We start from the raw sequence: 24,166 nt of genomic DNA on the forward strand, positions 1-24,166 counted from the left end.
CTTATGTGCGAGCCCCCAATAGCTGAGGGTGCATACATGAACCCAGACGATCTGCCCACCGTGGATGCCGACGTCGAGACGCTCGCTCCGGAGACGCTGAAAGCCCGGATCGACGCCGGCGAGGCGGTCACCCTGCTCGACACGCGGATGACCGGCGACTACGACGAGTGGCGAATCGACGGTGAATCGGTCGAGTCGATCAACGTCCCCTACTACGAGTTCCTCGACGAGGACATCGACGACGAGGTGCTCGAATCGATCCCGGACGACCGCGACGTGACCGTCCTGTGTGCGAAGGGCGGCGCGAGCGAGTTCGTCGCCGGGACACTCGCCGAGCGTGGCTACGACGTGGACCACCTCGAAGACGGGATGAACGGCTGGGCGCGCATCTACGAGCGCGTCGAGGTCACCGGCTACGACGGCCCGGGCACGCTCTACCAGTATCAGCGACCCTCCTCGGGCTGTCTCGGGTACCTCCTCGTCGACGGTGACGAGGCGGCCGTGGTCGACCCGCTGCGAGCGTTCACCGACCGCTACCTCGACGACGCCGACGACCTCGGCGTCGACCTCGTCTACGCACTGGACACCCACATCCACGCCGACCACATCTCGGGCGTCCGTGACCTGGACGACCGGGGGGTCACCGGCGTGATCCCCGAGAACGCGGTCCCGCGTGGGGTCACCTACGCCGACGACCTCGAGACGGCCGCCGACGGCGACGAGTTCGTGGTCGGGGACGCCACCGTCGAGACGGTCTACACGCCCGGCCACACGACGGGCATGACGTCGTACCTGCTCGGCGACGGTCTGCTGGCGACCGGCGACGGCCTGTTCGTCGAGAGTGTCGCCCGCCCCGACCTCGAGGAGGGGGACGAGGGCGCACCCGAGGCCGCCCGGATGCTCTACGAGTCGCTCCAGGAGCGCGTGCTGACACTCCCGGAGGACACCCTGATCGGCGGGGCACACTTCAGCGACGCCGCCGACCCGGCGGTCGACGGCACCTACACGGCTCCTGTCGGTGACCTCGTCCAGCGGATGGACGCGCTCACGGTGGCCGAAGACGATTTCGTGGAGACGGTCCTCGCGGACATGCCGCCGCGACCCGCCAACTACGAGGACATCATCGCCACCAACCTCGGCCAGCAGGCGGCCGACGACGAGGAGGCGTTCACGCTCGAACTCGGCCCGAACAACTGCGCCGCGAGCCAGGAGTCGCTCGCCGACGACTAACGACGAGAGGCAATGGTAGACCCACTCCCACTGCAGCTACTGGCGGAGTACTTCCCGAACGGGATCGCCCGCTACGCGATCGGCGGACTGTTCGTCGGACTCGGTGCCAGTCTCATCTACCTCGGGACCGGCATCAGCGCCGGCGCGAGTTCGTTCCTCGAGTCGACGCTGTCGTACGTCTCGGACCGGTCGCGGTTCCAGCAGTACGCCGCCTCGCGCGACTGGCGCTTGGTGTTCACGCTCAGCATCGTCGCCGGGGCGGCAATCTACTCGCTCACGCTCGGTGACGCGTTCGCCTACGAGACCGACGTACAGGTCTGGCGGCTGTTCGCCGGCGGCGTCCTCGTCGGGATCGGCACCCGCGTCGGCAAGGGGTGTACCTCCGGCCACGGCGTCTGTGGGGTTGGTTCTGCCTCCCGGACGTCGCTCGTCGGGGTGGCCACGTTCCTGCTGGTCGCCATCGGCGTCGCACAGGTCGTCGCCGCCCTGGGGGTGAGCCCCTGATGGCCGACCGACACCCGCTGTTCATGCCGACGATCGTCGTCGGCGGACTGATCTTCGGGTTCGGCCTCGGCTACAGCCACATGGCCCGCCCCGAGGTCGTGCTGGACTTCCTCCAGTTCGACGACCTCGGCTTACCCTTCGTCATGTTCGGCGGGGCCGCCGTCACCGGGTTGGTGTACTTCCTCGCGCCGCGACTCCTCGACGGTCCCCCGCTGACGCGGCGGGCCTTCGAACGCCGGCTGAAGTCGTTCGACCGGAACGTCCTCGTCGGCGGGGCCATCTTCGGAGCGGGCTGGGGCCTCTCGGGGATCTGTCCCGGCGCGGCCTACGCCAGCCTCGGTGTCGGGAACGTCACCATCCTCTGGGCGCTCGCCGGCATGTTCGCCGGCGCGTACGTGCAGGGCGTCTGGCGGAGCCGTAGCGACACCGACGACTCGACGGTGGCCGGGGCCGACTGAGTCACGACCGCGCACGCAGCGCTCTCAGTTCCACGTTCTCCCCGCGCTCGGGGACTCGTCGTCGCTCCCCTGTTGAGCGGTCGCTCGGCTCTCGGTGGCGACTTGTATTGTACGATAATCACAAAACTGTTATCAGCCTCCGATCCCAACGTGGGTGTGATGAGCGACCGAGACCAGCGCAGACGCGAGAGACTCGACGACCCGCGGGAGACGGCGACAGACGGCGGCACGACCGAGACCGTCGACGAGCGCAGTGAGCCGATCCACGTCGAGAGTGCCGAGCACCTCGACGAACTCGTCGCCGAGGGCGGTGTCGTCCTCGCCGACTTCTACGCGGACTGGTGTGGTCCGTGTAAGATGCTCGAACCCGTCGTGGAGGAACTGGCCGCCGAGACGGACGCGACGGTCGCGAAGGTCGACGTCGACCGACTCCAGCGACTGGCCCAGCAGTACCGGGTGCAGGGCGTCCCGACGATGTACCTGTTCGCCGACGGCGAGCAGGTCGAGCAGATGGTCGGTGTGCGGCAGCGAGACGAACTGCGCTCGCTGATCGAACAGTACGCCTGATCGGTCGGGAGCGACGGCTCGTTCTCTTTCGACTCCCACCTCCGAGCGACGCCCGTGCTCAGTTCCGGGCGTCTCGACCGCCGCCGTCTCGCAGTGCACGCCGCGTCGACGTCCACCGACGCCCGGAAAGAGACACCCCGGACGAGGGGCGAGTGGTCAATGCTCGTGTCCGTGCGGCGTCGCCGGGTCGGCCGGGAAGTCACGCTCGCCCGCCTCGATGCGGACGTCCAGCCAGTTGTCCATCGGGATCATCGGGCACTCGTAGGCGTAGTTGTACGCGCACGTCGGGTTGTAGGCCGTGTTGAAGTCGAGCACCCAACCGTCGGCCGTCAGGTGGTGATCGAACTCCAGGTCGATGTACCGGCCTGCACCGTACGTCTCCTCGTCGTTGGTCTGGTCGCGGAAAGGGACCCAGAGCCGGTCGGTCTCCCGGTCCGGGCGGTACGCCTGGAGGGTGTACTGCTCGCCGTCGAGTTCGAACCGGAACTCGCCCCACCGCAGGTACGTCTGTTCGCCGTCGGCGGTCGTCTCGACGGTGATCTGTGCTTTCTCGTCGTGTTCGACGAGCGGGAGGACGAACCGGTAGTCCGGGTCCGGCTCGAAGTAGTCGAGCCCCGGGAACTGTGTACCACGCATCCCCGACGGGAGCGGCGAGTGTCTCGACTCCCGGAAGTACCGCCGCTTGTGCTCGCGGTCGGCCTCGATCTGTTCGCGCCACTCGTCGAGCTGGTCGGTCGAGAGCATGTGACTTTATATTGTGCGTACTACACAATATTAGTTTGGGTGGCGAGGAGTGCGACGAGTCTCGCCACCACTGGGATCAGGTGTCGGAGTACACTCGGGGTCGGGCCCCGAGACAGTCGCCTCGTTCGTCCGTAGACTCGGGACCGACGGTCGGAGCGACGCCGGCCGCCGGTCAGCGCGGTGGCACCGACGCCGGGGGGACGAGCAGGACGTTCGCGTTCCCCTGTGCGATGACGGACTCGGAGACACTCCCGAGGAGGAGGCGGCGCAGGCGGCTCTGCCCGCGTGCGCCGAGCAGGGTGACCGTCGCGCCGACGCGCCGTTCTTCGGCGAGTATCTCCGTCTTCGGGCTGCCAGACCGGACGTTGACGGCTGTCTCGACGCCCATCCGGACCGAGAGGTCCTCGGCGAGCGACTGGAGGCGATCGTGGGGGGCCGCCGCAGACTCGCCAGTCCGCTCTTCGCTCCCCCGGACGTGGAGGAGGTTCACCCGTCGCGTCGCCCCGCGCAGACGGGGCAGGAAGTCGTAGGCGCGCTCGGCGTTGTCGGAGAAGTCGGTCACGTACAACACGTCCCGGAAGAGATGTTCGTGTGCGACGCGGTGTGTGCCGTCGGCCGGGTCGATCCGCTCGACGAGCAGTGGGACGACGGCGGTCCGCGCGACGTTCCTGACCGTGTCGCCGATCAGCCGGTTCCGCAACGGGCTCTGCCCGCGCGACCCGACGACGATCATGTCGGCCGGCAGGCGCTCGGCGAGACCGTTGATCCGGCGGAAGGGCGCGCCGCGTGCGACGTGCGTCTCCACGTCGAAGCCGGCCTCCTCGAAGACGGCCCGCTGTCTGCGGAGTGCGGACTCCGCGTCGGCCGCGCTGTCCAGTCCCGGGAGGCCGCTCCCGACGGTGTCGGGAACGACGGTGAACAGGTGGACCTCCCGGACACCGATGGTGGCGAGGCACTCCAGACACGTCCGCGACTCGACGGCAGCCTCGCTCGCGGCGGAGAGGTCCGTCGCGAAGACGATGCGCATAGCAACAGCAGGCACTGGAGACACATATACTGTCGCGGCGTCCTGCGTGGTAAATCGCCTCGGGGTCAAGCACCGGGGCATCCGCCTTGTTTATCTGTGAAAACGAGTGAGCCCGCTCGCCGACGATCGCGACGGCTCCGTCAGTCAGCAGTCGCCGTGTCTGCACCCGGCGTCTCGGCGCGGAGTTCACGAACGCTCGTGACGATGACGGCCCCGCTCACGAGGAGCGCGGCCCCGAGGATGATCACGAGGCTGACGACGTCGAACACCTCGATGCCGAGGTAGCCGCCGACCTGGCGGACGGCGACCGCGATGGCACCGAGCAGCAGCATGGCGCCGAAGTACACCTTGATGTCGTCCTCGTTCACGAGGCTGGTCGCCCCGGCACCGATCCGGGCACCGAGTGCGCTCCCGGCGAGCAACGGCGCGACGATCGAGAGGTCGACCGCGCCGGACTGTGCGTAGAGGAACGACCCGATTCCGCCCGAGAAGACGATCTCGAACAGGTCGGTCCCCACGGCGACCGGGACCGGGACGCCGACGAGGTAGAACAGCGCCGGCATCCGGATGAAGCCGCCACCGACCCCGAGGAACCCGGACAGGAGACCGGTCGCGAACGCGACGCCCAGCACCATCCACAGCGAGACGGTGAACCCGCCCCGGACGGAGATCATCGGGGGGACGTCGTACGACTGGATCTTCTGTGCGATCGCCGGGATGTCGTCGCCGTCGTCCTCGTCGGCCTCGTCGACGTCGTGTGACAGCCCGCCACCGCCGCCCTTGAGGGCAGTGTAGGTGACGAACGCCCCGATCGACCCGAGCAGGAGCACGTACGCGATACTCACCACGCTCCCCGCGAGCCCGAGGTGTTGGAGGTACTCCAACCCGATCTTGCCGACCTCGATCCCGGCGGTCGTCCCGGCGATCATCAGGACGCCGAGTTTGTAGTCGACCTGCCCGAGGTCGCGGTGTTTCAGCGTCGCGATGACCGAGGTCCCGAACACGAACGCGAGGCCGGACCCGACCGCGACGTTCGCGTCGTAGCCCATCACGAGCAGTGCGGGCGTGACGAGGAACGACCCGCCCATCCCGAAGAAGCCGAACAGGATGCCGATGAGCAGGCCGAACCCGGTGAACATCGCCAGTAACTCGACGGCGATACCGAACACCTCCATGCTCACAGCCCCCTGATCAGATCAGTCACCCGCTTTGCGAGTGCAGACTCCAACAGTCCGTAGCCGACGTACAGTACGATCGCTTCGAGTAACACGAGTCCGATCAACACGGCGGCCTGCGTGTTGCCGCCGAGCGTCTCGATCCCGAACATCACTGGACCCTCACCCGCTGAGATTGCTGCATTGGTGGATTTCCTCTCGACTCCCCCTAACCGGTGGGTAGCTATAATAGTTTTGCAATTGTGCCACAATACTATATTCCCGCAACGCACGGGTGGTGACTCGTAACGTACCGATAACTACGAGATGTCGCTATTCACCGTGCAGAAACGCTAAAGTTGCAGTCGAGCAAACAGCAAATCGCGCGGGGTGGGCTGTCAGGAGATAACCGGAGATTTGGTTGTGCGTGTAATGAACAACTTCCGGGCGCGTCGCGTGATCGAGAGTTCGGCCCACCGTTCACTCCCAAAGTACGTCGGCGTGGTCGGCGACACCGAGGCGGGTGGCGAGTGGCGACCGAACAGGTACGGAGTTCCCGTCACTGGCTGTGGACCTGCTCGGATCCGGACTCGAGCGACGTCGTGACCGCGCGGATCGGACTCTTGTTCGTGCCCGACAGCCGTGCTTCTGGCCGGAATCGGCCTCACCGGGAGCACCGGCCGCCGTGACGCCGAGAGGTCGGGCCCTCGGTAACCGTGGCCGTGCCACCGTAGAATTGTAAATACTACACACAACTCTTTTGTCGGAGCGCGCCCAAGCGTACGTACACACATGCCGGACTCGATGTCTGAACAACTCCAGCAGGACATGGTCTGTGAGAGCCTGCTTGAGTGTTTCCACGGACTGAAGCAACTCGACAGGGAGTGTTACAGCGCGCTGGTCGACGCGACGGAACCGCTCACCGTCGACGATCTCGCCGACGCGGTCGACCGCGAACGCTCGACCGCGTATCGGTCGGTCCAGCGGTTGGTCTCGGCGGGATTCATCCAGAAAGAACAGGTCAACTACGAGAACGGCGGCTACTACCACGTCTACCGCCCGACCGACCCGTCACAGATCGCCGACGACATGCAACGCCTGTTGAACGACTGGTACGCGAAGATGGGACAGCTCATCGGCGAGTTCGAGCGCAAGTACGAGAACGCCGACCGCGTCCTCTTGGAGAACTGACTCCGACTCGTCCGATGGCTGCAGACGGCTCGCTCGACGTCGACACGTTCACGCCGGTGTGGACCGCAGGCTGGCAGTGGCCGTGGGCCGTGGTGCTCGCACTGATGCTCGGAGGGAACTTCCTCCTCGCAGCGGACAGACCCCTGCTCGGCACCGCAGTCCTGTTCGGTGGTCCCGCACTCGCGGTCGCCGGCGTCCGTGCGGTCAGCGCCGAGAGTGCGGCCGTCCGTCGAGCCGCGGTCGAGAAGATCCGCGCGACTGCCGCCGAGACGGTCGGCGTCGACCCCGACGACCCGTCGGTGTACACGCTGTCCGGTGGGCGCGGATCCGTCGTCGGTCTGGACGCCGCGAAGCGGTACGAGACGACCGTGCTGTTCGTCGGGGAGTCGTCGGTGTCGGTCCACGACGGGGAGGTGAACCTCCTCGCGACGTCGTGGCGACTGGCCGACGACGCGGAGACGCTCGCGTGCGATCGGATCGACGAGGTCACGTACAGTGACGGGGCAGTCGTGGTCTCGCTCGACGACGGAACGCGTCGGACGTACCCGAGTGACTCCCGGCCGACCGACGCGCTGGCCGCACTCGCGGCGGCCTCCCCGAGCGCGGCCGTCGTCTGAGTTTTCGCCGCCACCACCGCAGGGGGTACTCTCGCGGTGGCGAGGGAGACGGTGACTACACTCACGACCGGGAAGGTGATGTGGCCGATTGTCGTGACGGCGACCTGCAGGTAACTCGGCCCGCACGACGGAGCGAGTGACACCACGCGGAGCGGACCGGTCACACTGGACACAGTGTGAAATTTTCAGAATGTCCACAATGTTCAGAGAGTTCGGCAGAGCCCAGTCGAGCGTCCGAGGGACCGAACCCGCGTGGTCGTGAGCGCCGATCGCGGTGCGGCGTCGCGGTAGTCGAGTCCGGCCCGTCGGGACCCAGTGACTCGGCTACGCTGTCGTCGTGTGGTCGTCCGGTTCGGGGAGTCCGTGGGCGGCCTCTAAGAGTGCCCCGAACCGGCTGGTGAACCGCGTCGCGGGCGCGCCGTCCACGACGTCGTGATCGACCGTCACCGTCAGGTGGAGGAACTCGCGGGTCGTCAGTTCACCGTCGACGAGCCGTGGCCGCTCGCCGATCCCGCCGACGGTCACCTGCACCGTGTAGTTCGTCGGAGTGATCGCCCACCCACCGCCCGCACCGAACATCCCGACCGAGGTGACGGCGACGGTGCCTGCCACGGCTTTCCACCGCCGGGGGAACCACTGCGGGAGTCGCCAGACGAGTCGCCGGAGGAACCCGGGGAGTCGCAGTGCGGCGTGCTCGACGGCCGAGAGATCGGTCGGATCGCGTGATCGCTGGGCGGCCCGAATCTCGTCGTGGAGCGAGCGGACCGAGCGACCGCCGGCGGCTCTGAGGACGTGCGGGACGCCGAGTCGGTCGCCGTCGACGGTCGTCTCGACGAGGACGTTCACGTCGACGTCGTCGAAAACGTGGACCCGGCCGCGCCAGTCGCGGTAGGCGTTCATCCTGGGGTGGTCCGCGAGAGCGCGTGCGAGACAGCAGACGACGAACGCGGTGAAGGAGAGTCGCTCTCCCGTCTCGGCCTCGATGGCGTCGATGCGGGCTCTCGCCTCGGTCACGTCGACCGTGACGAGGCCGTGGACGTTGCTCCGCCGGCCCGCCGCTCGCATGTAGTCGACCGTCCCCCGGCGGCGCGGCGAGAACGGCTCGAGACGATCGCCTCGGTCGCGCATACCTCACGTCGGTCGGGAGCCACCTTACGTGTTGACCCGGTGTGACGAGTCGACACGCTCTCGTGGGAGCCGAGCGGTGGGTTCCGAGAGTCGAATAGCACGGCGGAGCCGTGAGCCTGCCGCCGCCGGGGAACGAACGCTGAAGACGCTGAGAGTACAGTGACTGTTTGAGTTACCCGAAGGCACTTTCCTGTACGGGCGTGTGCTTCGAACGTGAAACGACGAGACGTGCTCTCGACGTGCGGGTTCGGCGTCGGGACGCTCATCTCGGCGACGGCTGGCTGTCTCGCCAGCGACGGCCGGCCACTGTCTGACGACGGCGCAGGTGACCCCGCCGGATCTGCAGGCGAGCGGCGACTCGAGGTCGTCCGTGTCGAGACGCCGACCGACGTCGTCCGACTCAACGACCTGGGCACCTCACCGAGCGTCGACGTCCCGGATGTAAGGTCACTGTCGGACCGCGAACGCACCGTCGCGACTGCGGCGCTGGACGACGAGTACGAGACCGACGACCTCCCCGACTGGCTCGTCTCGTTCGTCGCCGAGACGCCCTATCTCCGCCGTGACGGGCCGTACTACGAACTGATCCACGACTTCCCCCGGTACACCATCACGGCCGCAGAGACGACCGCGGACGCGGTGGGCGGACCGATCGCGGACGAAGCGGCCTACCGGGAGGCGGTGACACACGACGGCGTCGTGACCTCGGGACTACTCCGGATCGCCAGCGAGGACGGCTACAGGACGCTCCGACTCTGGCCGTCGCTACGGGAGTTTCTCGACAGCCACGAGGGCGTCCGGTACCGCGGCACCGTCTACTCGCTGTCGCTGTCGGTCGAGGACGACGGGCAACCGTACACGGTGACCGCCTCACGTGTCTCCCCGACAGACCTCACAGACGAGTCGGTGTACGACGCGACCGAGGCGACCGAGACGGTTCGGGAGGCGGTCCGGGCGGCCGGCGAGACGCAGGGTGTCTACGCCGGCGACCTACCGGAGCAACTGCTCGAGGCCGTCGCCGCCCACCAGTACGTCTACCTCGACGGCACCTTCTACTGGGCCGGCCTGGAGAACCGTGAGGACCTCCCGGTCGACCTCGAGGGGACGGTCACGCAGTCGCAGTTCTCGGAGACGGTGCCGAGAATACGTCTCGTACTCGGCAACCACGGCGATCGGGACGTCTCCGTCTTCAGTGGTGCGCCCGCACCGTTCGGTGTCATCGAGATGGAGGCGGTCGACGGCGACGGCGGGTCACTGCTGTGGACCGACGCCTACCGGGAGAGTTCCCACGTCAGGACCGACGAGCAGTCCGTCACGTTCGTCAACGCCATCGGACTCACGACGCCGCTCCCGGCGGGCGAGCGTCTCGACCGGACGTTCGAGGTGGTCGACGCTGTCGCGCCCGGCGAGTACGTCGTGCAGGACGACGTGGGTATCGAGTCTCCCGGGAGCGACGAGGGCGGGACACTCGCCTATCGGGTGTTCCTGCGGGTGACAGATGGAGCGGCGACCGACGGCTGATCGGCGGCGAACGACGGACGACTCACGGGACCGGCAGTCGCGCGATGCCCGCGTCGTCGCGGTAGGCGACGTACAGCGCGTCGTCGGCCGCGTGGACGTGCATCCGACTCCCGTCGGGGTCGTACTGCCACAGCGGCGACCCGTCTCCGGTCGCGAACGCCCTGATCCGCCGGTCGCTCCCGACGACGAGGGTGCCGTCGACGAGTGTACACGTCTCGACGACCCCCCCGATGGCGATGTCTGTCGTCCGCTGCCAGCGGCGGGTCCCGTCCCGGTCGAAGCCGTCGATCCGGATCAGGATGCCGCCGTCGGGGTCGTCGACCGAACTCACCGCGAGCACCGTCTCGTCGGTCGAGACGATCCGTTCGATCTCGTAGCCGCCGGTCCGCCGCCAGCGCTCCTCGCCGGTCTCTCCGTCCAGTGCGACGACGACGCCCGGGCCGTCGCGTGGGCGGAGTTTGACGTACGCATCGCCGTCGAGGTGGACTGCCCCGCCGAACAGCGTGTCGACCGCCGCGTCGAACTCGGTGCGCCACTGGAGGCTCCCGTCGGCGAGTGAGCGGAGTTCGACTCCCTCCTCGCTGACCGTCGCGAGTCGGTCGGCGTCGACCGTCAGGCCCCGGTAGCCACCGGGGTCACTCCGCCAGCGGACCGCGCCGTCGGCCGGCGAGAGGGCCGCGAGGCGTCGCTCCGACCGCTCGGCCGGGTCCAGCAGGACGAACACGTCCCTCGTGAGACCGGGGAACCGGTAGGCGCTCGTCACGCGCTCGAAGCGTCGGGTCCCGGTCGCCGCGTCGTAGCCGGTGACGGTGTCGGAACGCGGGTCGAACTGTACGAGCAGCGACCCGGCCCGCGCCAGGACCGCGCGACTGTGGACACCCTCCTCGTGCCACGCGACCGTCCCGTCCTCGTCGATCGCGTAGAGGTCGCCGTCGGTGCTGTGGGCGTGGACGAACCCGTCTGTCGGCGAGACCGTCGGTGCCGTCTCGACCGGGCCGCCGGTCTCCACTGCGAACTCCCGGGTCCCGTCGTCCGCGCCGAACGCGTACACCCGCTTGTCCTGTGTCCCGAGGACGACACGGTCGGCGGTCGCGACCGGCGGTCCCGCGTTCAGGCGGGCCGCGATGGACTGCCGCCAGAGCGGGCGGACCCCACGGAGGTCTGTGAGTGTGCTACACCCGGCGAGGCCGCCGACGGCCGCCACACCGAGCGCCGCGAGTGTCTGCCGGCGGGAGTACGTCTGGTCAGTCACGCCGGGTCACCCCCGAGGCGAGTTTCGTCAATCCGTAGGCCTGTCCGAGGTACACGTCGCCGTCGACGACCGAGAGCCAGTGTACCTCGCCTCCGTCGAGTCGTCCGTCGAACCGGACCGAGCGGACACGCGTCCCGTCGCGCTCGTGGACGTACAGCACGGTCGGGCCGAAGGGGAGGTCACCCGCCGTGCCGCGAACCCGATGAGAGCCGCAGACGAGCGTCACGAGTCGGTCACCGACGGGATACGGCCCGTGCGTGATCGGACTCACGAGGTCGTCCTGCCACAGCGGTTCGCCCGACTCGCGGTCGAACGCCCGGAGGACGTAGTCGGCACCGCCGACGTAGACGCGGTCGGCGGTGACGAGCGGCCGGGCGAACACCGTGTTCCGGAGGCGACCCCGCCACGTGACCTCGCCGGTCTCGGCGTCGAGTGCGAGGAGTCGTTCGGCGGGGGTACCGACGACGACCGTCCGGCCGTCCGGGGCGACACCGACGCTCGAGGCCGCACCCGTGATCGAGCGTTCCCACCTCCGGTCACCGTCGGCCGTGAGGGCGACCAGTCGGCCGGTGACGGTCGGGAAGACGATACCGCCGCCGGCGACGCCTGGCGCACCGGCGAGCGACGAGGGTATCTCGTGGACGAACCGCTCCTCGCCGGTGTCGGCGTCGAGACCGTGGAGTCGATCCGTGACGTCCTCCTCCGTGCCGGAGACGGGAACGACGACGCGGTCGCCGAGGTCGACGGGGGCAAACTCCGTCACACCGGGGTCTGCGTCCGCGACGCGACCGATACTGTGTCGCCACACCTCGTCGCCACTGGCGGCGTCCACGGCGACCGCGAACCCCGAGTCGGCGAACGCGTACGCCCGGCCACCCGAGACGCAGACGGGCGACTTGTCGCCCTTCGACACAGACACGGCCCACTCGCTCTCGCCGGTATTGGCGTCGACGCCGGCGATCAGTGGGTCGTCGTCGAAGGGGCTGTACGATCCCGTGAGAAGCGTGCCGTCGACCGTTCCGGCGGCCGGCGACGGCTCACGGGGGCGACCGTGCCAGGCCCGTGTGACCGGGAACTCCTCGCGGCCGCCGGTACAACCGGCGATGCCGACGCCGAGTGCGAGCGAGGAGACGCCTCGCAGGGCGTCTCTGCGTGTGAAGGAGGGCATACACGAACCACGCCGTCCGGGCAGTGTATCAGTCTTGTCGTCTCTCCCGTGTCGACAGGGTCGCCCTCGGTCGTCGAAGCCGACACTGCTCTGTCGACCCGTTCGAGCAGGCTCGGCCGTGATCTGCCGGGTACGGAACGTCGAGGAGAACGCTCCGCCGTTCAGCGCGGGGAGGCGGTCACTTCTGCATCTTCGGTCCGGGCTTCCACGTGTTACCCTCCAGTTCGACCAACTCGTACGTCTCCAGTACGTGTAACAACTCGACGACCCGTTCTGAGTCGTACTCGACACTCATCTCTGCTGGGAGGCTGTCGGCGATCCTGCTCCGGGTTCCGCCATCGATTCGTGCGACCGTCTCGATCACCCGGTGAACGTCTCCGAGGACGGAGTCCGGAACGCGGGTCGCCGATCCGTCTGCCGAGAGTTTGTCGATGACGCTGTCGTACGATCCCGACAGTTCGACCGAGACACGGACGTCTTCTCCGGATTCGTGATCGTTTTCGACCATTCTACGACCGTATTCTGTCTCGTAGCACTTAGTTTGCTCGAATGCAGCTACCGGTTCGGTAGACTCTGCTCAAGGTCGCCTTCACGGCCGGACGTATGGACGTTCCAGCCAGATTTGGCGCTGAACTCCGGACGATTCAAACTCGAAGCCGGTACCGATGATCGACTACGGTATCGACGATCGACTACGGTACCGACGATCGACTATCGTGAAGGCGTGCGTTCGAGTCCGGCACGCTGCGCTCGTCTGCGTCTCTCTCGAGCGCCGACCGACACTGCCGAGTCCCGACGTGATCGCCCGGAGTAACGAGGCGTGTTCGCCCTCGAGTCACTTCTGACGATGCCACCTCACTCGCCACCCGTACAGTCACAGCCGCCAGCAGCCAGCACCGCCGAGAGGTCGTACTGACGCTCGCAGTCCTCACAGTACACGGTCACGGCTGTCTGGACGTGGAACGACCCGAGCGTGAGTCGACCGGCCCCGACGAACTGTTCGAGTTTCTGCTCGACGACGGCGGTCGTTCTGCCGATCAGCCGCTCCAATTGTCGTTGTCCCTGTTCGTACGTATCGCTCGGACTCGTCTCGTAGGTCGCACCACGAACGTCTTTGAGATACGACCGGATCGCCTGGTACGTCACGAACTCCGAGTCGAGTGTCTCGACGTCGACGCCCCGGTGTGCCAGCCTCGTCTCGACTTCCGTCTGCACGCCCCGACTCACCTCGTCGCTCGTCAGTTGTCGGTAGAGGTTCTCGACCTCTCCTGCGAGCGGATTGAGTTGTGCGTCGCGCATCGCCGCTTCCAGGAGCCGCCTGTTGAATGCGGTAGCGAGGGTGCGGAGGCTCTCTCGCTCGCCAGGGGGGCCCGTCCAGCGTGCCTCGAGTTCCGCCCCGAGTCCGTCGAGTTCGTACTTGGCGAGCAGTCGTTCGACTTTCGTCTCCCCGACAGTCCTCGACTCGTCGGTCTCGGTCGGATCGGTCATCGACTCCTGCGTGTCGACGTGTCGTATTCAAACTCCCGGTGAGTCTCCGCGTCGGGCGGCCTACGCGACGCGGGCAGTGAGATGTGGATCGTCCTCTCGGAGAGGAGTCCGTCGTTCTGTCGTGGTCGAATGACGTGCGCGAGGTTCGAATAACAGCGTTAGTTTTGTTATTCTAAGAGAGATCGGTGACCTCTCGGACAACAGGTGGGATCGGTCTCCCACTACCGGGGACGCCGACAGTGTGACCCAGGATGGCCGTGAGCGTGCTCTACGAACAGATTCGAGGATACGTCGAACCAGGTGTCTCCATCGGTCGCTCGAACCCGGGCGGGCCGATCCTCCCGCGCTGTTCGATATCGTCGAACGTTCGGCTACCGACGCGGGTCGTCGTCGACAGACTACCGTCCGAGCACCGTGTCGGGCCACGCTGACAGGGTGTCGGAGCGGTGAGGGAGACGGGGTGCGAACGTGGCCGCCCGGTGCGTCACTGAAACGCCAGCTTCAGCTCGATCTCGTTCGCGACACCGAGAATGAGGTCGGGGATCTCCTCGTGGAGCACGTCTCCCTTGATGCGATGTGTCGGGCCCGCGATACTGATGGCTCCGAGGATCTCGTCGTCGCTGTCGATGATCGGGACGCCCACGGCCCGGAGGCCGCGCGTGCTCTCCTGCCGATTGATCGCGTACTCGTTTGTCCGGATCTCTTCGAGTTCGGCTCTGATCTCCGCGGTGTCGGTGATCGTGTGTTCGGTGAACGCGACGTGCTCGCCCTGGAGAATGGATTCACGCCGTTCTTCGGGAAGGTACGCGAGGATCGCCTTGCCGGCGGCCGAGATGTGGAGCGGGAAGTGGCGTCCGATCCAGACGTTCGTCTGAACCGCGTTCTGGCCGTACGAACAGTAGAGGTGAACGCCGACCCCGTCCTGTTCGACCACGAACTGCGCCCGCTCTTCGGTCTCGATAGCCAGTGTGTCCACCTTCTGGCGGATCAACTCGGGGAGGTACCGGTCCTGGACGGTCCCGCCCAGATCCAGCATCCGTAACCCCAGTTCGAAGCCGTTCTCGGTCTCGATCAGGTACCCCTCCTCCGCCAGCGTGTGCACGTGCGCGTGTACCGTACTCTTGGCGAGCGAGAGTTCGTCCGCGAGTTCGGTGATCGTCTGACCGCCCGACCGCTGGAGCGACTGCAGTATCCGCAGTAGCGTGACGTCGGATTTGATCCGTCGTGGTGCCCCGTTTTCGCTTCCCATGTGAGTACGATGACGGGACGTGCACAAGTGTTTTACCCTGTCGAACGCCGTATCACCTCCAAATATGGCTTACACCGCACTCTCGAGGGCGATATTCGGTACACAAGGCAGATCAAACCTAATTCGGTCTCGACGAACAGGATTTCGATCTGTTCGTCCTGGTCGAATATCGTGTGGTACCGCGTGTCACAATATTCCGTCCGGGCGAGTGTGAGAACTACCACGTCTCGCCGCCGAGCCAGTCCGAGCCCCGAGGTGGGACCGGCAGGCAACGTGCTCGTAGTGGTCGGCACACGCGTTCCTGGCTGTCGGACCAGCGAGAGACGATCTCCGGTGGACTACCGCCCGAGATCGGATGCAGACGCCGACGGCCGGGCTCTTCGGATGTCGAGCCGAGGTCGGCTCACTGACCCGGCCGGATCACGACCTTCCCGACGACGTCGCGGGTCTCAAGGACACGGTGTCCCTCGAAGACTCGTTCCAGCGGCAGCACGCGATCGACGCACGGTTCCAGGTCGCCAGCACCGACCAGTCGGCCGACCGTCCGGAACTCCGTGCGGTTGCCCATCGGTGCGCCGAGAATCTGCCGGTGGTGTTGGTACACCGACCGGATGTCGAGATCGGGGGTCGCGCCGGACGTCGCGCCGCAGATCACCATCCGACCCCCGGTGGCGAGACTGTCGATACTCGTCTGCCAGGTCTCTTGCCCGACGTGGTCGGCGACCAGATCGACGCCACGGGCGTCCGTCAGGTCGGCGACGGCCTCGTCGAACGGGACGGCCGTGTAGTCGATCACCTCGTCTGCGATCTCCGAGAGCGCCTCGGCCTTCTCGGCGGTGGAGGTCGTCGCGTAGACGGTCGCACCGAGGAACGCGGCGATTCGAGCGGCGGCGTTTCCGACGCCGCCGGAGGCCCCGAGAACGAGTGCCGACTCGGCCGGCCGGAGCCCACCCGCCGTGACGATCATCCGCCACGCCGTGGTGAAGGCCACGGGGTATGCGGCGGCCGTCACGAAGTCGAGATCTCCGGGAAGCGGGTCGAGCGTCTCGGCGGGGACGACGACGAACTCGGCGAGTCCGCCGGGGCGGTCTTCACCGATGATCTCGTAGCTCGCACACATCGTCTGCTCGCCCGACAGACAGTACTCGCAGTCGCCACAGGAGACGATCGGATAGACCACGGCGCTCTCGCCGGGGGCCCAGTCTGTCACGTCGTCGCCGACGGCGTCCACGGTGCCAGCGACGTCACCGCCGGTTCGCTTTGGGAAGATGTCGGCCTCGTCGGGGTGACCGAGTCGAGCGAACACGTCCAACCGGTTCAGGGCACAGGCCTCGACGCGAAGTCTGACCTCTCCCGGTCCTGGCTCCGGCGTCTCCACGTCCACCACCGAGATCGCCTCCTCCGGGCTCCCGAGCTGAGTTACCTGCGCGGCACGCATACCCCGGCCTCCCCGGAAGCGAGCATAGTCTCGCGGGGGGCGGCAACATTCACCGGGTTCGCGGCGACAGCGGCAGACCGAACTCACAGCTCGTCGATATCCGGCGGGCCCAGCAGTCACCTGCGTACATACGCTTTAGTCGTTCGCCGGTGGAGAGGAGGTCATGGAGTCCGTACATCGGCGGCGAGGACCCACTGGAATCGCGGAGGGAACACGATGGAGATAACAGACGTGGCCGTCGTCGGTCGCGACATTCCCCTCGCGGACGACTTCCCGGTGAGTTACGAGGACCACCGCACGACCGACCACGTGTTCGTCCGTCTTCACACGGACGACGGGACCACGGGGGACGGGGAGGGAACGGCGCTCCCGTGGTTCACCGGCGAGACGACACGGAGCATGGTCGCGTTTCTCGACGACTGGCTCGTCCCACGCATCGAGGGGTCGACTGTCGAGGACGCCACTCGGGAACTCGCTACCTTCGGGAGCGACTTCCCCCACAACGCCGGCGGGAAGGCCGCAGTCGAACTCGCGCTCCTCGATCTACAGAGCAAGCGCGCCGGCGTGCCCCTCTGGGAACTCCTCGGTGTCAGACACCGGGAGACGGTTCCCTGCGTGTACCCGGTTCCAGGGCTCTCGCCGGAGCGCGCTCGTGAGGTGGCCGAGTCCGGCGTCGACGCGGGCTACCGTCGATTCAAGATCAAGGCGACGGGCGATATCCCGCCGGACGTCGCCCGCATCGACGCGGTGCTCGATCAGCTCCCGGCGGACGCGACCGCTCGCGTCGACGCGAACACCGGGTGGGAGACGTACCCCAGGGCGAAACGGGCGATCACGGCCATCGCCGACACCGCGAAGATCGAGTACTTCGAACAGCCCGTCGCGCCCGACCGCCCCGAGGACCTCCAGAAGCTCTGGGAGGACACCGGCATCCCGGTCTACGCCGACGAGTTCGTTCACGCGCCCGGCGACGTCGAACGGATCGGACGCGAGGGACTCGCACGGGGGTGTCACCTCAAACTCGCCAAGACGGGGTCGCTCCGCACGATGGCGGACATGGCGCGCATCGCCGACCGGTACCGGCTGAACGCGACCGCCGTCAGCGCCTTCGGAACCTCCCTGGAGGCGACTGCGATCCTCCACCTCGCCGCCGTGATCCCCGCGATCCCCGCGGCGTGTGAACTCGACCCGACATTGCTCGCCGACGATCCGACGGACGACCCGCTCGTGGTCGGCCCGGAGACGCCCGTCCCCGACGGTCCCGGGATCGGCGTGTCGCTCGACGACAGCCTGTTCGAGTGACGCGCGCTGGCGTAGATATTTATAATCGAGTTGCTCACTCTACGCATGGCAGAGATCGCGTACCTGCTTTCCAGTGTCGGACATCCCGACGAGGAGATCGAACGACGGGAACGTGTCGCGAACGAACTCGTTCCGGACGGAGATACCGTCCGGCTGGTCAGGCCGAGCGCCGCACCCCAGTCGGTCGAATCCACGGTCGAAGAACAGTGGGCGGCGGCCGAACTCGTGCGGTCGGTCGAGGCGCACGAAGACGAGTTCGACGCGTTCTTCGTCGGCTGCTTCGGCGAACCGGGACTCCCTGCGGTCCGGGAGATGACGCGGAAACCGGTTGTCGGGTCGGCGACGGCGACGTTCCACACCGCCGCGCAGGTGGCCGATCGGTTCAGCGTGTTGACGATCCTCGACTCGACCGAACCGATGGTCCACCGGCAGGTCCACGAGGCGCACCTCGACGACCGCCTCGCGTCCGTCAGGGTGGTGGAAGCGCCGGTTCTCGACATCGATCACTCCTCGGACTCACTGGTCCAGGACATGATCACGACGGGGCGGGAGGCGGTCGCGGAAGACGGGGCGGAAGCGCTGATTCCCGGCTGTATGAGCCTCTCGTTCATGCAGGTTCACGACGAGATCGCCGCAGCACTCGGCGTGCCGTTTCTCGATCCCGTCCGGATCGGCCTCGGGACGGCGTCGATGTGGGCACACTGGAACGTCACACAGAGTCTCGCCACGTACCCGACCCCGGACCGCTCGAAGCTCGACGCGCTCTTCTCCGGGTGATACAGAGCTGTTCGGAGACGCGACGGTCCCCGGGTACAGGGTGACGCCGATCGAGACGGAGCTGTCTCGACAGTACACGGGTGTGGTAATCGATAGCATCACAATGCTTAAGCACGAATCCCTGTAGGGAGCTAACATGGAATGGTACGAATACGTCCTCAAGCGCCTCTTGCTGTTCGTCCCCACGCTGTTCGGCGTGTCGATCTTCGTGTTCTATCTCGTCCACCTCGTCCCGGGGAGTCCGGCGGTCGCGATGCTCGGTGTCCGGGCGACCGAGGAACGAGTACAGGAGATCGAACGTGAGTTGGGGTTACACGAGCCGCTCCCGGTCCAGTACGTCGACTGGTTCACCGGCGTCCTCGTCGGCGATCTGGGACAGTCCTACTCGTTCAACGGGGCCGTGGCACCGATACTGGCCGAGCGCTTCTTCGTGAGTCTCGAACTGGTGCTGCTCACGCTGGTGGCCTCGCTGTGTCTGAGCATCCCGCTCGGCATCGTCGCCGCACTGAACAAGAACAGTGCGGTCGACTACTTCAGCATGGGCGTCGGGATCACGGGCGTGAGCGTGCCGACGTTCTTCTCCGGGGTCGTGTTCATCGCCGTCTTCGCGGTCGGCCTGAGTTGGTTCCCGGTCAGCGGCTACGTCGCGCCGACGGAAGACCTCGTGGAGAACCTCCGGCACATGGCGCTCCCGACGCTGACGATGACGCTGGTGGCGGTCGCGGTGGCGATGCGGATGATGCGGTCGTCGATGATCGAGACGATGGGCGAAGAGTACATCCGGTTCCTGAAGGCGAAGGGACTCCGGTCCCGGTCGATCCTGTTCGGTCACGCGCTGAAGAACAGCTTCATCCCCGTGATCACGGTCATCGGCCTGCAGTTCGGCTACATGCTGTCGGGTGCAGTCGTCGTCGAACAGATCTTCGCGATCCCCGGACTCGGGCGGACGGTGCTGCAGGCGGTCCTCCAGCGGGACTACCCGCTCGTCCAGGGCTCGGTGCTCCTGCTCGCACTGTGGTTCTCGGCGGTCAACCTCGGCACCGATCTAATAATCTCGTATCTCGACCCGCGCATCATGGAGGAGGAGGCCTGACGATGGCAACTGAGACCGAAACACAGCAGACGACCGATCGCGGCGAATCACAGCTCCGTCGGTTCACCGAGAGCTTCCTCGAGAACAAACTCGCAGTGTTCGGACTGTTCCTCATCCTCTCTGTCGGGGTGATCACCCTGTTCGCACCGCAGATCGCACCGTACGAACCACGGACGCAGAACTACGACGCGATCCTGGAAGGGCCGTCTGCGGACCACCTGTTCGGCACCGACGATCTGGGCCGTGACATCTTCTCCCGGGTGCTGTACGGCTACCAGACCGTGATGACGATCACGCTCGGCGGGGTGATGATGGCGTTCGTCCTCGGGACGTCGATCGGCCTGACGGCGGGGTACCGTGGCGGCTGGACCGATCAGTCAATCATGCGCGCGGTGGACGTGTTGATGGCCTTCCCGTCGCTCATCCTCGCGCTGGCGTTGATCTCGGCGCTCGGCCCGTCGAAGTGGGGCGTGTTACTGGTACTCGGGGTCGCGTACACGCCGATCTTCGCCCGCGTCGCCAGGAGTGAAGCCGTCTCACTCCGGGAAGAACAGTTCGTCAAGAGCCTGGAAGTTCGCGGCGCGAGCCAGCCCCGTATCGTCTTCCGGCACATCCTCCCCAACGCCGTCGGGCCGCTCATCGTCACCATCACACTGCAGTTCGCCTTCGGGATCCTGACGACGGCCACGCTGTCGTTCCTCGGCGTCGGTGTCCAGCCCCCCGATCCGTCGCTCGGCCGGATGCTCACGGAGGGGAAGGACTACCTCGCGACCGCCTGGTGGTACAGCATCTTCCCCGGTCTGGCGATCATGCTCCCGGTGATCGGCTTCAACACGATCGGCGACGGACTCCGTGACACCTTCGACCCGAAGCAGGTGAACCGCTGATGTCGAGCCCACGTCTCAGTGTCCGTGATCTCGAAGTGACGTACACGACGAAACACGACGAGGTGAAGGCCGTGGACCGGGTGTCGTTCGACGTCTACGACGACGAGATCTTCGGCGTCGTCGGTGAGTCCGGGTGTGGCAAGAGCACGCTCGCGAGCACGATTCTCCGACTGCTCGACGACAACGGCGAGATCACGGGCGGCGAAATCTGGTACGGCGATCGGGACCTCGCGGCCATGTCCGAGAGCGAACTCGCCAGAGAGATCCGGGGCAGAGAGATCAGCATGGTGTTCCAGGACCCGAACACCAGTCTGGACCCGGTGTACACGATCGGCCGGCAGTTGATAGAGACGATCCGCCAGCACCTCGACGTCTCGAAACGGGAGGCTCGCAGACGGGCGATCCAGTCGCTCGCAGACGTCGGGATCCCCAGCCCCGAGGACCGACTCGACGACTACCCACACCAGTTCTCGGGCGGGATGCGTCAGCGCGTGGTCATCGCGATCGCGCTGTCGTGTGATCCGGGGCTCCTGATCGCCGACGAACCGACCACCGGGCTGGACGTCTCCATCCAGGCGCAGATCCTCGATCTCCTCGAAGACATCAACGACAACCACGACACCTCGGTCGTCCTGATCACCCACGACCTCGGCGTCGTCGCGGAGGTCTGTGATCGGGTCGGGGTGATGTACGCCGGCAACCTGGTGGAAGTCAGCCCCGTCGACGTCGTCTACGACGACCCGAAGCACCCGTACACCGAGGATCTACTCCGCTCCATCCCGGAGACCCACGAGATGAAAGCGGAGTTGACCGTCATAAAGGGAACGCCCCCGGACCTCCGGGAGCCGCCGTCCGGCTGTCGCTACCACCCGCGGTGTACGAAGGTGTGTAGCGACGCCTGCGAGACCGGTGACATCCCCCGAGTGTACCAGGAGGACGGCTCGGCGGTCCGCTGTTACCTGTACGATCCGGCCGAGAACCCCGAGTACGAGGGCTCGGCGGCGGGTGACGACGAGCACCCGGACGGCCGGCTGGAGCGCCCCGAAGGGAGTGATCGGCTGTGACCGACCCGATACTGGCGGTCGACGGACTCACGAAACAGTTCACGATGAACAGCGGCGTGGTCTCGCGCCTGCTGGGGAACACTCGGACGCTCACTGCGGTCCGTGACGTCTCCTTCGAGGTGGGGCGCGGCGAGACGCTCGCACTCGTCGGCGAGAGCGGTGCCGGGAAGTCGACGGTCGGGAACGTCGTCACCCGCATCCACCGGCCCACGGCCGGATCGGTTCGGTATCGCGGCGACGACGTCCACGAGTTGTCCGACGAGCGCCTGCGAGCGTACCGGCAGTCCGTCCAGATGGTGTTCCAGGACCCGTACTCCAGTCTGGATCCGCGCTACCGGGTCGGGTCGACCATCGCCGAACCGCTGAAGATACACACGGATCTCTCGAAAGCCCAACGCCGTGACCGGGTTGCCGACCTGCTGGAGACCGTCAACCTCGATCCTGACTTCGCCGACCGGTATCCACACGAACTGAGCGGCGGCCAGTTACAGCGTGTCTCGATCGCGACCGCGCTGTCTGTCGATCCCGAGTTCATCATCCTCGACGAACCCGTCTCCGCGCTGGACGTGTCCGTTCAGGCCCGGATTCTGAACCTGCTCATGCGACTCCAGCGCGAACGAGAGCTGTCGTACCTGTTCATCTCACACGACCTCGGCGTGGTCAAACACCTCAGCGACCGGGTCGCCGTGATGTACCTCGGAGAGATCGTCGAACAGGGCGAGACCGCCGCCCTGTTCGAGGGGCCGGCACACCCGTACACGGAGGGACTGCTGGCCTCCGTCCCGCAGGCGAATCCACACGTCCGCCGGCGCGGCCAGCGACTGACGGGGGAGATCCCGTCGCCGATCGACCCGCCGAGCGGGTGTCCCTTCCACCCGCGCTGTGAGTATGCCACCGAGGAGTGTCAGACCGACGACCCGCCGCTAGAACCGGTGTTCGAGGGGCGGGAGGCGGCCTGCCATCACTGGGAGGACGTGAGCGCGTTCGACGGCGACGGGAAAGTACCGGCAGAAGAGCGGGGCAACGCGGACGACTGAGCGACGATCAGGCGACCCGCACGCCGTCTTTGAACACCCCGACTGGAGCTTCGAGCACACCGATGTCGGCGGTCGGATCGCCGTCGAGCAACACGAGGTCCCCGCGCTTGCCTGGGGCGACACTCCCGACCTCGTCCTCGCGATCTATCGCGCGCGCCGCGTCGAGCGTCGCGGCGTTCAAGGCCCGCTGGGGCGTCGCGCCGAGTTCGACGATCTTGCCGGCCTCGTAGTACATGTACCCGTGCATGCTGTCGGTGCCGATTGCGATGTTCACGTCGGTCGCCAGGATCTGCTTCCAGGCCGCCGCGCTCTTCGTTCTCGACTCCCGGAGCTTCGCCATGATCGCGGGGTTGTCGGCGTCACCCGCTTCGATGCCACGGGGGTGCGACCCGATCGCGAAGTTGCCCACGACGTACTGGTCTGACCCGTCGAGCATGTCGATCTCCTCGTCACCGAAGAGGTTCGCGTGCTCGATCGTGTCGACGCCCTCCTCGATAGCCATCCGTGCCCCGGCCCCCCCGTGGGCGTGGGTCGCGACGTGTTTCTCGTGTCGGTGTGTCTCGTCGACGATCGTCTGTACCTCCTCGCGGGAGTACTGGGACTGTCCCGGCGATCCCGTATCGGAGGAGATCCCGCCCGTGGCGAAGTACTTGGTGTGCGTCGCTCCTTCCCGCATGTTCTCCCGGATGCGCCGTCGGATCTCCTCGACGCCGTCGGTCGCGCTGTGGACCATCCCGTGTCCGTCGGTCGGCGTGAGGTGGATCCCGCTCGGGAGGAGCCGAGGGCTCTCGATCTCGCCGGCCCGTTCGGCCTCGGCGAGTCTGACGTCGAGGTAGCCTTCCTCGGCCATCAGTCGCATCGTCGTCGTTCCCGCCTCGAGATCGGTGCGGAGGTTGTTCACGGCCTTGACCGTCGCCGTGGTTCGGTGGGCGCCGAGTTGGCCGATCTGATCGCCCTCCCACGGGCGGATCGTGGCGTGGGAGTGTGCGTCGACGAGGCCGGGGATCGCCACGCCGTCGTGGTCGGCGACGAGGGGGACGTCGTTCGGGACGTCGTCTCGAAGCTCACGCACGCGACTCCCCTCGAACACGACCACGGTCTTGCCGTAGTCGCGGGTCTCGGGGTCGTAGATGCCCGTCGTTCGTACCGCTCGCAGTTCAGGTGCCGTCTCGGTGTCTGTGTCGTTCATGTCGGTGGTGGGTGGTCCGTCCGTTGGTGGTCCCTCCGTCCGTCGAGGTCGCAGGCAGGCGACCCGGACGGACCGGCCGGA

General features: G+C 66.7%; 25 protein-coding genes. 13 read left to right on the top strand and 12 right to left on the bottom strand.

The window, feature by feature from the left end:
* Window positions 1-36: 36 nt before the first annotated feature.
* The 4 genes from LI337_RS17610 to trxA all read left to right on the top strand — a co-directional run bounded on the left by LI337_RS17610 (window position 37) and on the right by trxA (window position 2,759).
* Window positions 37-1,230, top strand: a complete 1,194-nt coding sequence (locus LI337_RS17610; RefSeq protein WP_227231229.1) for an MBL fold metallo-hydrolase — start codon at window positions 37-39, stop codon at window positions 1,228-1,230.
* Between the two features lie 12 nt (window positions 1,231-1,242).
* Window positions 1,243-1,734, top strand: coding sequence for a YeeE/YedE family protein (locus tag LI337_RS17615; protein WP_227231230.1), 492 nt, complete (start codon window positions 1,243-1,245; stop codon window positions 1,732-1,734).
* Window positions 1,734-2,192, top strand: a complete 459-nt coding sequence (locus tag LI337_RS17620) for a YeeE/YedE family protein (protein WP_227231231.1) — start codon at window positions 1,734-1,736, stop codon at window positions 2,190-2,192. Before LI337_RS17615 ends, LI337_RS17620 begins: the two co-directional genes overlap by 1 nt.
* A 159-nt stretch (window positions 2,193-2,351) precedes the next feature.
* The gene (gene trxA / locus LI337_RS17625) at window positions 2,352-2,759 is read left to right on the top strand and encodes a thioredoxin (protein ID WP_227231232.1); all 408 of its coding nucleotides are present in this window, start codon (window positions 2,352-2,354) and stop codon (window positions 2,757-2,759) included.
* Window positions 2,760-2,915: 156 nt separating this feature from the next.
* Here trxA and LI337_RS17630 read toward each other — a convergent pair whose 3' ends face one another.
* From LI337_RS17630 to LI337_RS17645, 4 genes are all read right to left on the bottom strand, one after another.
* The gene (locus LI337_RS17630) at window positions 2,916-3,503 is read right to left on the bottom strand and encodes a DUF1684 domain-containing protein (RefSeq protein ID WP_227231233.1); all 588 of its coding nucleotides are present in this window, start codon (window positions 3,501-3,503) and stop codon (window positions 2,916-2,918) included.
* A gap of 172 nt (window positions 3,504-3,675) precedes the next feature.
* Window positions 3,676-4,530: a universal stress protein gene (locus LI337_RS17635; protein WP_227231234.1), complete on the bottom strand. Its 855-nt coding sequence runs from the start codon at window positions 4,528-4,530 to the stop codon at window positions 3,676-3,678.
* A gap of 140 nt (window positions 4,531-4,670) precedes the next feature.
* A complete protein-coding gene (locus LI337_RS17640; RefSeq protein ID WP_227231235.1) occupies window positions 4,671-5,705 on the bottom strand; it encodes a sulfite exporter TauE/SafE family protein in 1,035 nt (344 codons plus the stop codon).
* A gap of 2 nt (window positions 5,706-5,707) precedes the next feature.
* Window positions 5,708-5,857, bottom strand: coding sequence for a DUF7512 family protein (locus tag LI337_RS17645; RefSeq protein ID WP_227231236.1), 150 nt, complete (start codon window positions 5,855-5,857; stop codon window positions 5,708-5,710).
* A 619-nt stretch (window positions 5,858-6,476) separates the two neighbouring features.
* On the opposite strand from LI337_RS17645, the gene LI337_RS17650 reads away from it, so the two are divergent.
* Window positions 6,477-6,875 (top strand): helix-turn-helix domain-containing protein, encoded by a 399-nt coding sequence (locus LI337_RS17650; protein ID WP_227231237.1) that lies wholly within the window; start codon window positions 6,477-6,479, stop codon window positions 6,873-6,875.
* A gap of 14 nt (window positions 6,876-6,889) precedes the next feature.
* On the top strand, window positions 6,890-7,492 hold the full coding sequence (locus LI337_RS17655) for a hypothetical protein (RefSeq protein ID WP_227231238.1): 603 nt from the start codon (window positions 6,890-6,892) through the stop codon (window positions 7,490-7,492).
* A 324-nt stretch (window positions 7,493-7,816) separates the two neighbouring features.
* On the opposite strand, the gene LI337_RS17660 is transcribed toward LI337_RS17655, so the two are convergent.
* Window positions 7,817-8,620, bottom strand: coding sequence for a 2-oxo acid dehydrogenase subunit E2 (locus LI337_RS17660; protein ID WP_227231239.1), 804 nt, complete (start codon window positions 8,618-8,620; stop codon window positions 7,817-7,819).
* Window positions 8,621-8,833: 213 nt separating this feature from the next.
* Between LI337_RS17660 and LI337_RS17665 the strand changes: the two genes are divergently transcribed.
* Entirely contained in the window at window positions 8,834-10,141 is a 1,308-nt protein-coding gene (locus LI337_RS17665) for a hypothetical protein (protein ID WP_227231240.1), read from the top strand.
* 22 nt (window positions 10,142-10,163) lie between these two features.
* Here LI337_RS17665 and LI337_RS17670 read toward each other — a convergent pair whose 3' ends face one another.
* The 6 genes from LI337_RS17670 to LI337_RS17695 form a co-directional block, all read right to left on the bottom strand.
* A complete protein-coding gene (locus LI337_RS17670; protein WP_227231241.1) occupies window positions 10,164-11,393 on the bottom strand; it encodes a PQQ-like beta-propeller repeat protein in 1,230 nt (409 codons plus the stop codon).
* Window positions 11,386-12,561: a PQQ-binding-like beta-propeller repeat protein gene (locus tag LI337_RS17675; RefSeq protein WP_227231242.1), complete on the bottom strand. Its 1,176-nt coding sequence runs from the start codon at window positions 12,559-12,561 to the stop codon at window positions 11,386-11,388. The genes LI337_RS17670 and LI337_RS17675 overlap by 8 nt, the downstream gene beginning before the upstream one ends.
* A gap of 178 nt (window positions 12,562-12,739) precedes the next feature.
* Window positions 12,740-13,069 (bottom strand): hypothetical protein, encoded by a 330-nt coding sequence (locus LI337_RS17680; protein WP_227231243.1) that lies wholly within the window; start codon window positions 13,067-13,069, stop codon window positions 12,740-12,742.
* A 347-nt stretch (window positions 13,070-13,416) separates the two neighbouring features.
* Window positions 13,417-14,049: a rod-determining factor RdfA gene (rdfA, locus tag LI337_RS17685; RefSeq protein ID WP_227231244.1), complete on the bottom strand. Its 633-nt coding sequence runs from the start codon at window positions 14,047-14,049 to the stop codon at window positions 13,417-13,419.
* 484 nt (window positions 14,050-14,533) lie between these two features.
* The gene (locus LI337_RS17690; RefSeq protein WP_227231245.1) at window positions 14,534-15,298 is read right to left on the bottom strand and encodes an IclR family transcriptional regulator; all 765 of its coding nucleotides are present in this window, start codon (window positions 15,296-15,298) and stop codon (window positions 14,534-14,536) included.
* 403 nt (window positions 15,299-15,701) lie between these two features.
* Window positions 15,702-16,736, bottom strand: coding sequence for a zinc-binding dehydrogenase (locus tag LI337_RS17695; RefSeq protein ID WP_227231246.1), 1,035 nt, complete (start codon window positions 16,734-16,736; stop codon window positions 15,702-15,704).
* Between the two features lie 216 nt (window positions 16,737-16,952).
* Between LI337_RS17695 and LI337_RS17700 the strand changes: the two genes are divergently transcribed.
* From LI337_RS17700 to LI337_RS17725, 6 genes are all read left to right on the top strand, one after another.
* A complete protein-coding gene (locus LI337_RS17700; protein ID WP_227231247.1) occupies window positions 16,953-18,038 on the top strand; it encodes a mandelate racemase/muconate lactonizing enzyme family protein in 1,086 nt (361 codons plus the stop codon).
* Window positions 18,039-18,083: 45 nt separating this feature from the next.
* Window positions 18,084-18,815, top strand: a complete 732-nt coding sequence (locus tag LI337_RS17705; protein WP_227231248.1) for an aspartate/glutamate racemase family protein — start codon at window positions 18,084-18,086, stop codon at window positions 18,813-18,815.
* A gap of 136 nt (window positions 18,816-18,951) precedes the next feature.
* Window positions 18,952-19,908, top strand: coding sequence for an ABC transporter permease (locus LI337_RS17710; RefSeq protein ID WP_227231249.1), 957 nt, complete (start codon window positions 18,952-18,954; stop codon window positions 19,906-19,908).
* Window positions 19,909-19,910: 2 nt separating this feature from the next.
* Window positions 19,911-20,795, top strand: coding sequence for an ABC transporter permease (locus tag LI337_RS17715; protein ID WP_227231250.1), 885 nt, complete (start codon window positions 19,911-19,913; stop codon window positions 20,793-20,795).
* Window positions 20,795-21,859 (top strand): ABC transporter ATP-binding protein, encoded by a 1,065-nt coding sequence (locus LI337_RS17720; protein ID WP_227231251.1) that lies wholly within the window; start codon window positions 20,795-20,797, stop codon window positions 21,857-21,859. Before LI337_RS17715 ends, LI337_RS17720 begins: the two co-directional genes overlap by 1 nt.
* A complete protein-coding gene (locus LI337_RS17725) occupies window positions 21,856-22,896 on the top strand; it encodes an ABC transporter ATP-binding protein (RefSeq protein ID WP_227231252.1) in 1,041 nt (346 codons plus the stop codon). Before LI337_RS17720 ends, LI337_RS17725 begins: the two co-directional genes overlap by 4 nt.
* A 7-nt stretch (window positions 22,897-22,903) precedes the next feature.
* Here the strand turns inward: LI337_RS17725 and LI337_RS17730 are convergent, their stop codons facing one another.
* Window positions 22,904-24,085 carry an amidohydrolase family protein gene (locus LI337_RS17730; RefSeq protein ID WP_227231253.1) on the bottom strand — a complete coding sequence of 394 codons (1,182 nt, stop codon included), beginning with the start codon at window positions 24,083-24,085 and terminating at the stop codon, window positions 22,904-22,906.
* Between the last annotated feature and the right edge of the window lie 81 nt (window positions 24,086-24,166).

Origin of the sequence: Salinirubrum litoreum (assembly GCF_020567425.1) — an archaeon.
Taxonomy (GTDB): domain Archaea; phylum Halobacteriota; class Halobacteria; order Halobacteriales; family Haloferacaceae; genus Salinirubrum; species Salinirubrum litoreum.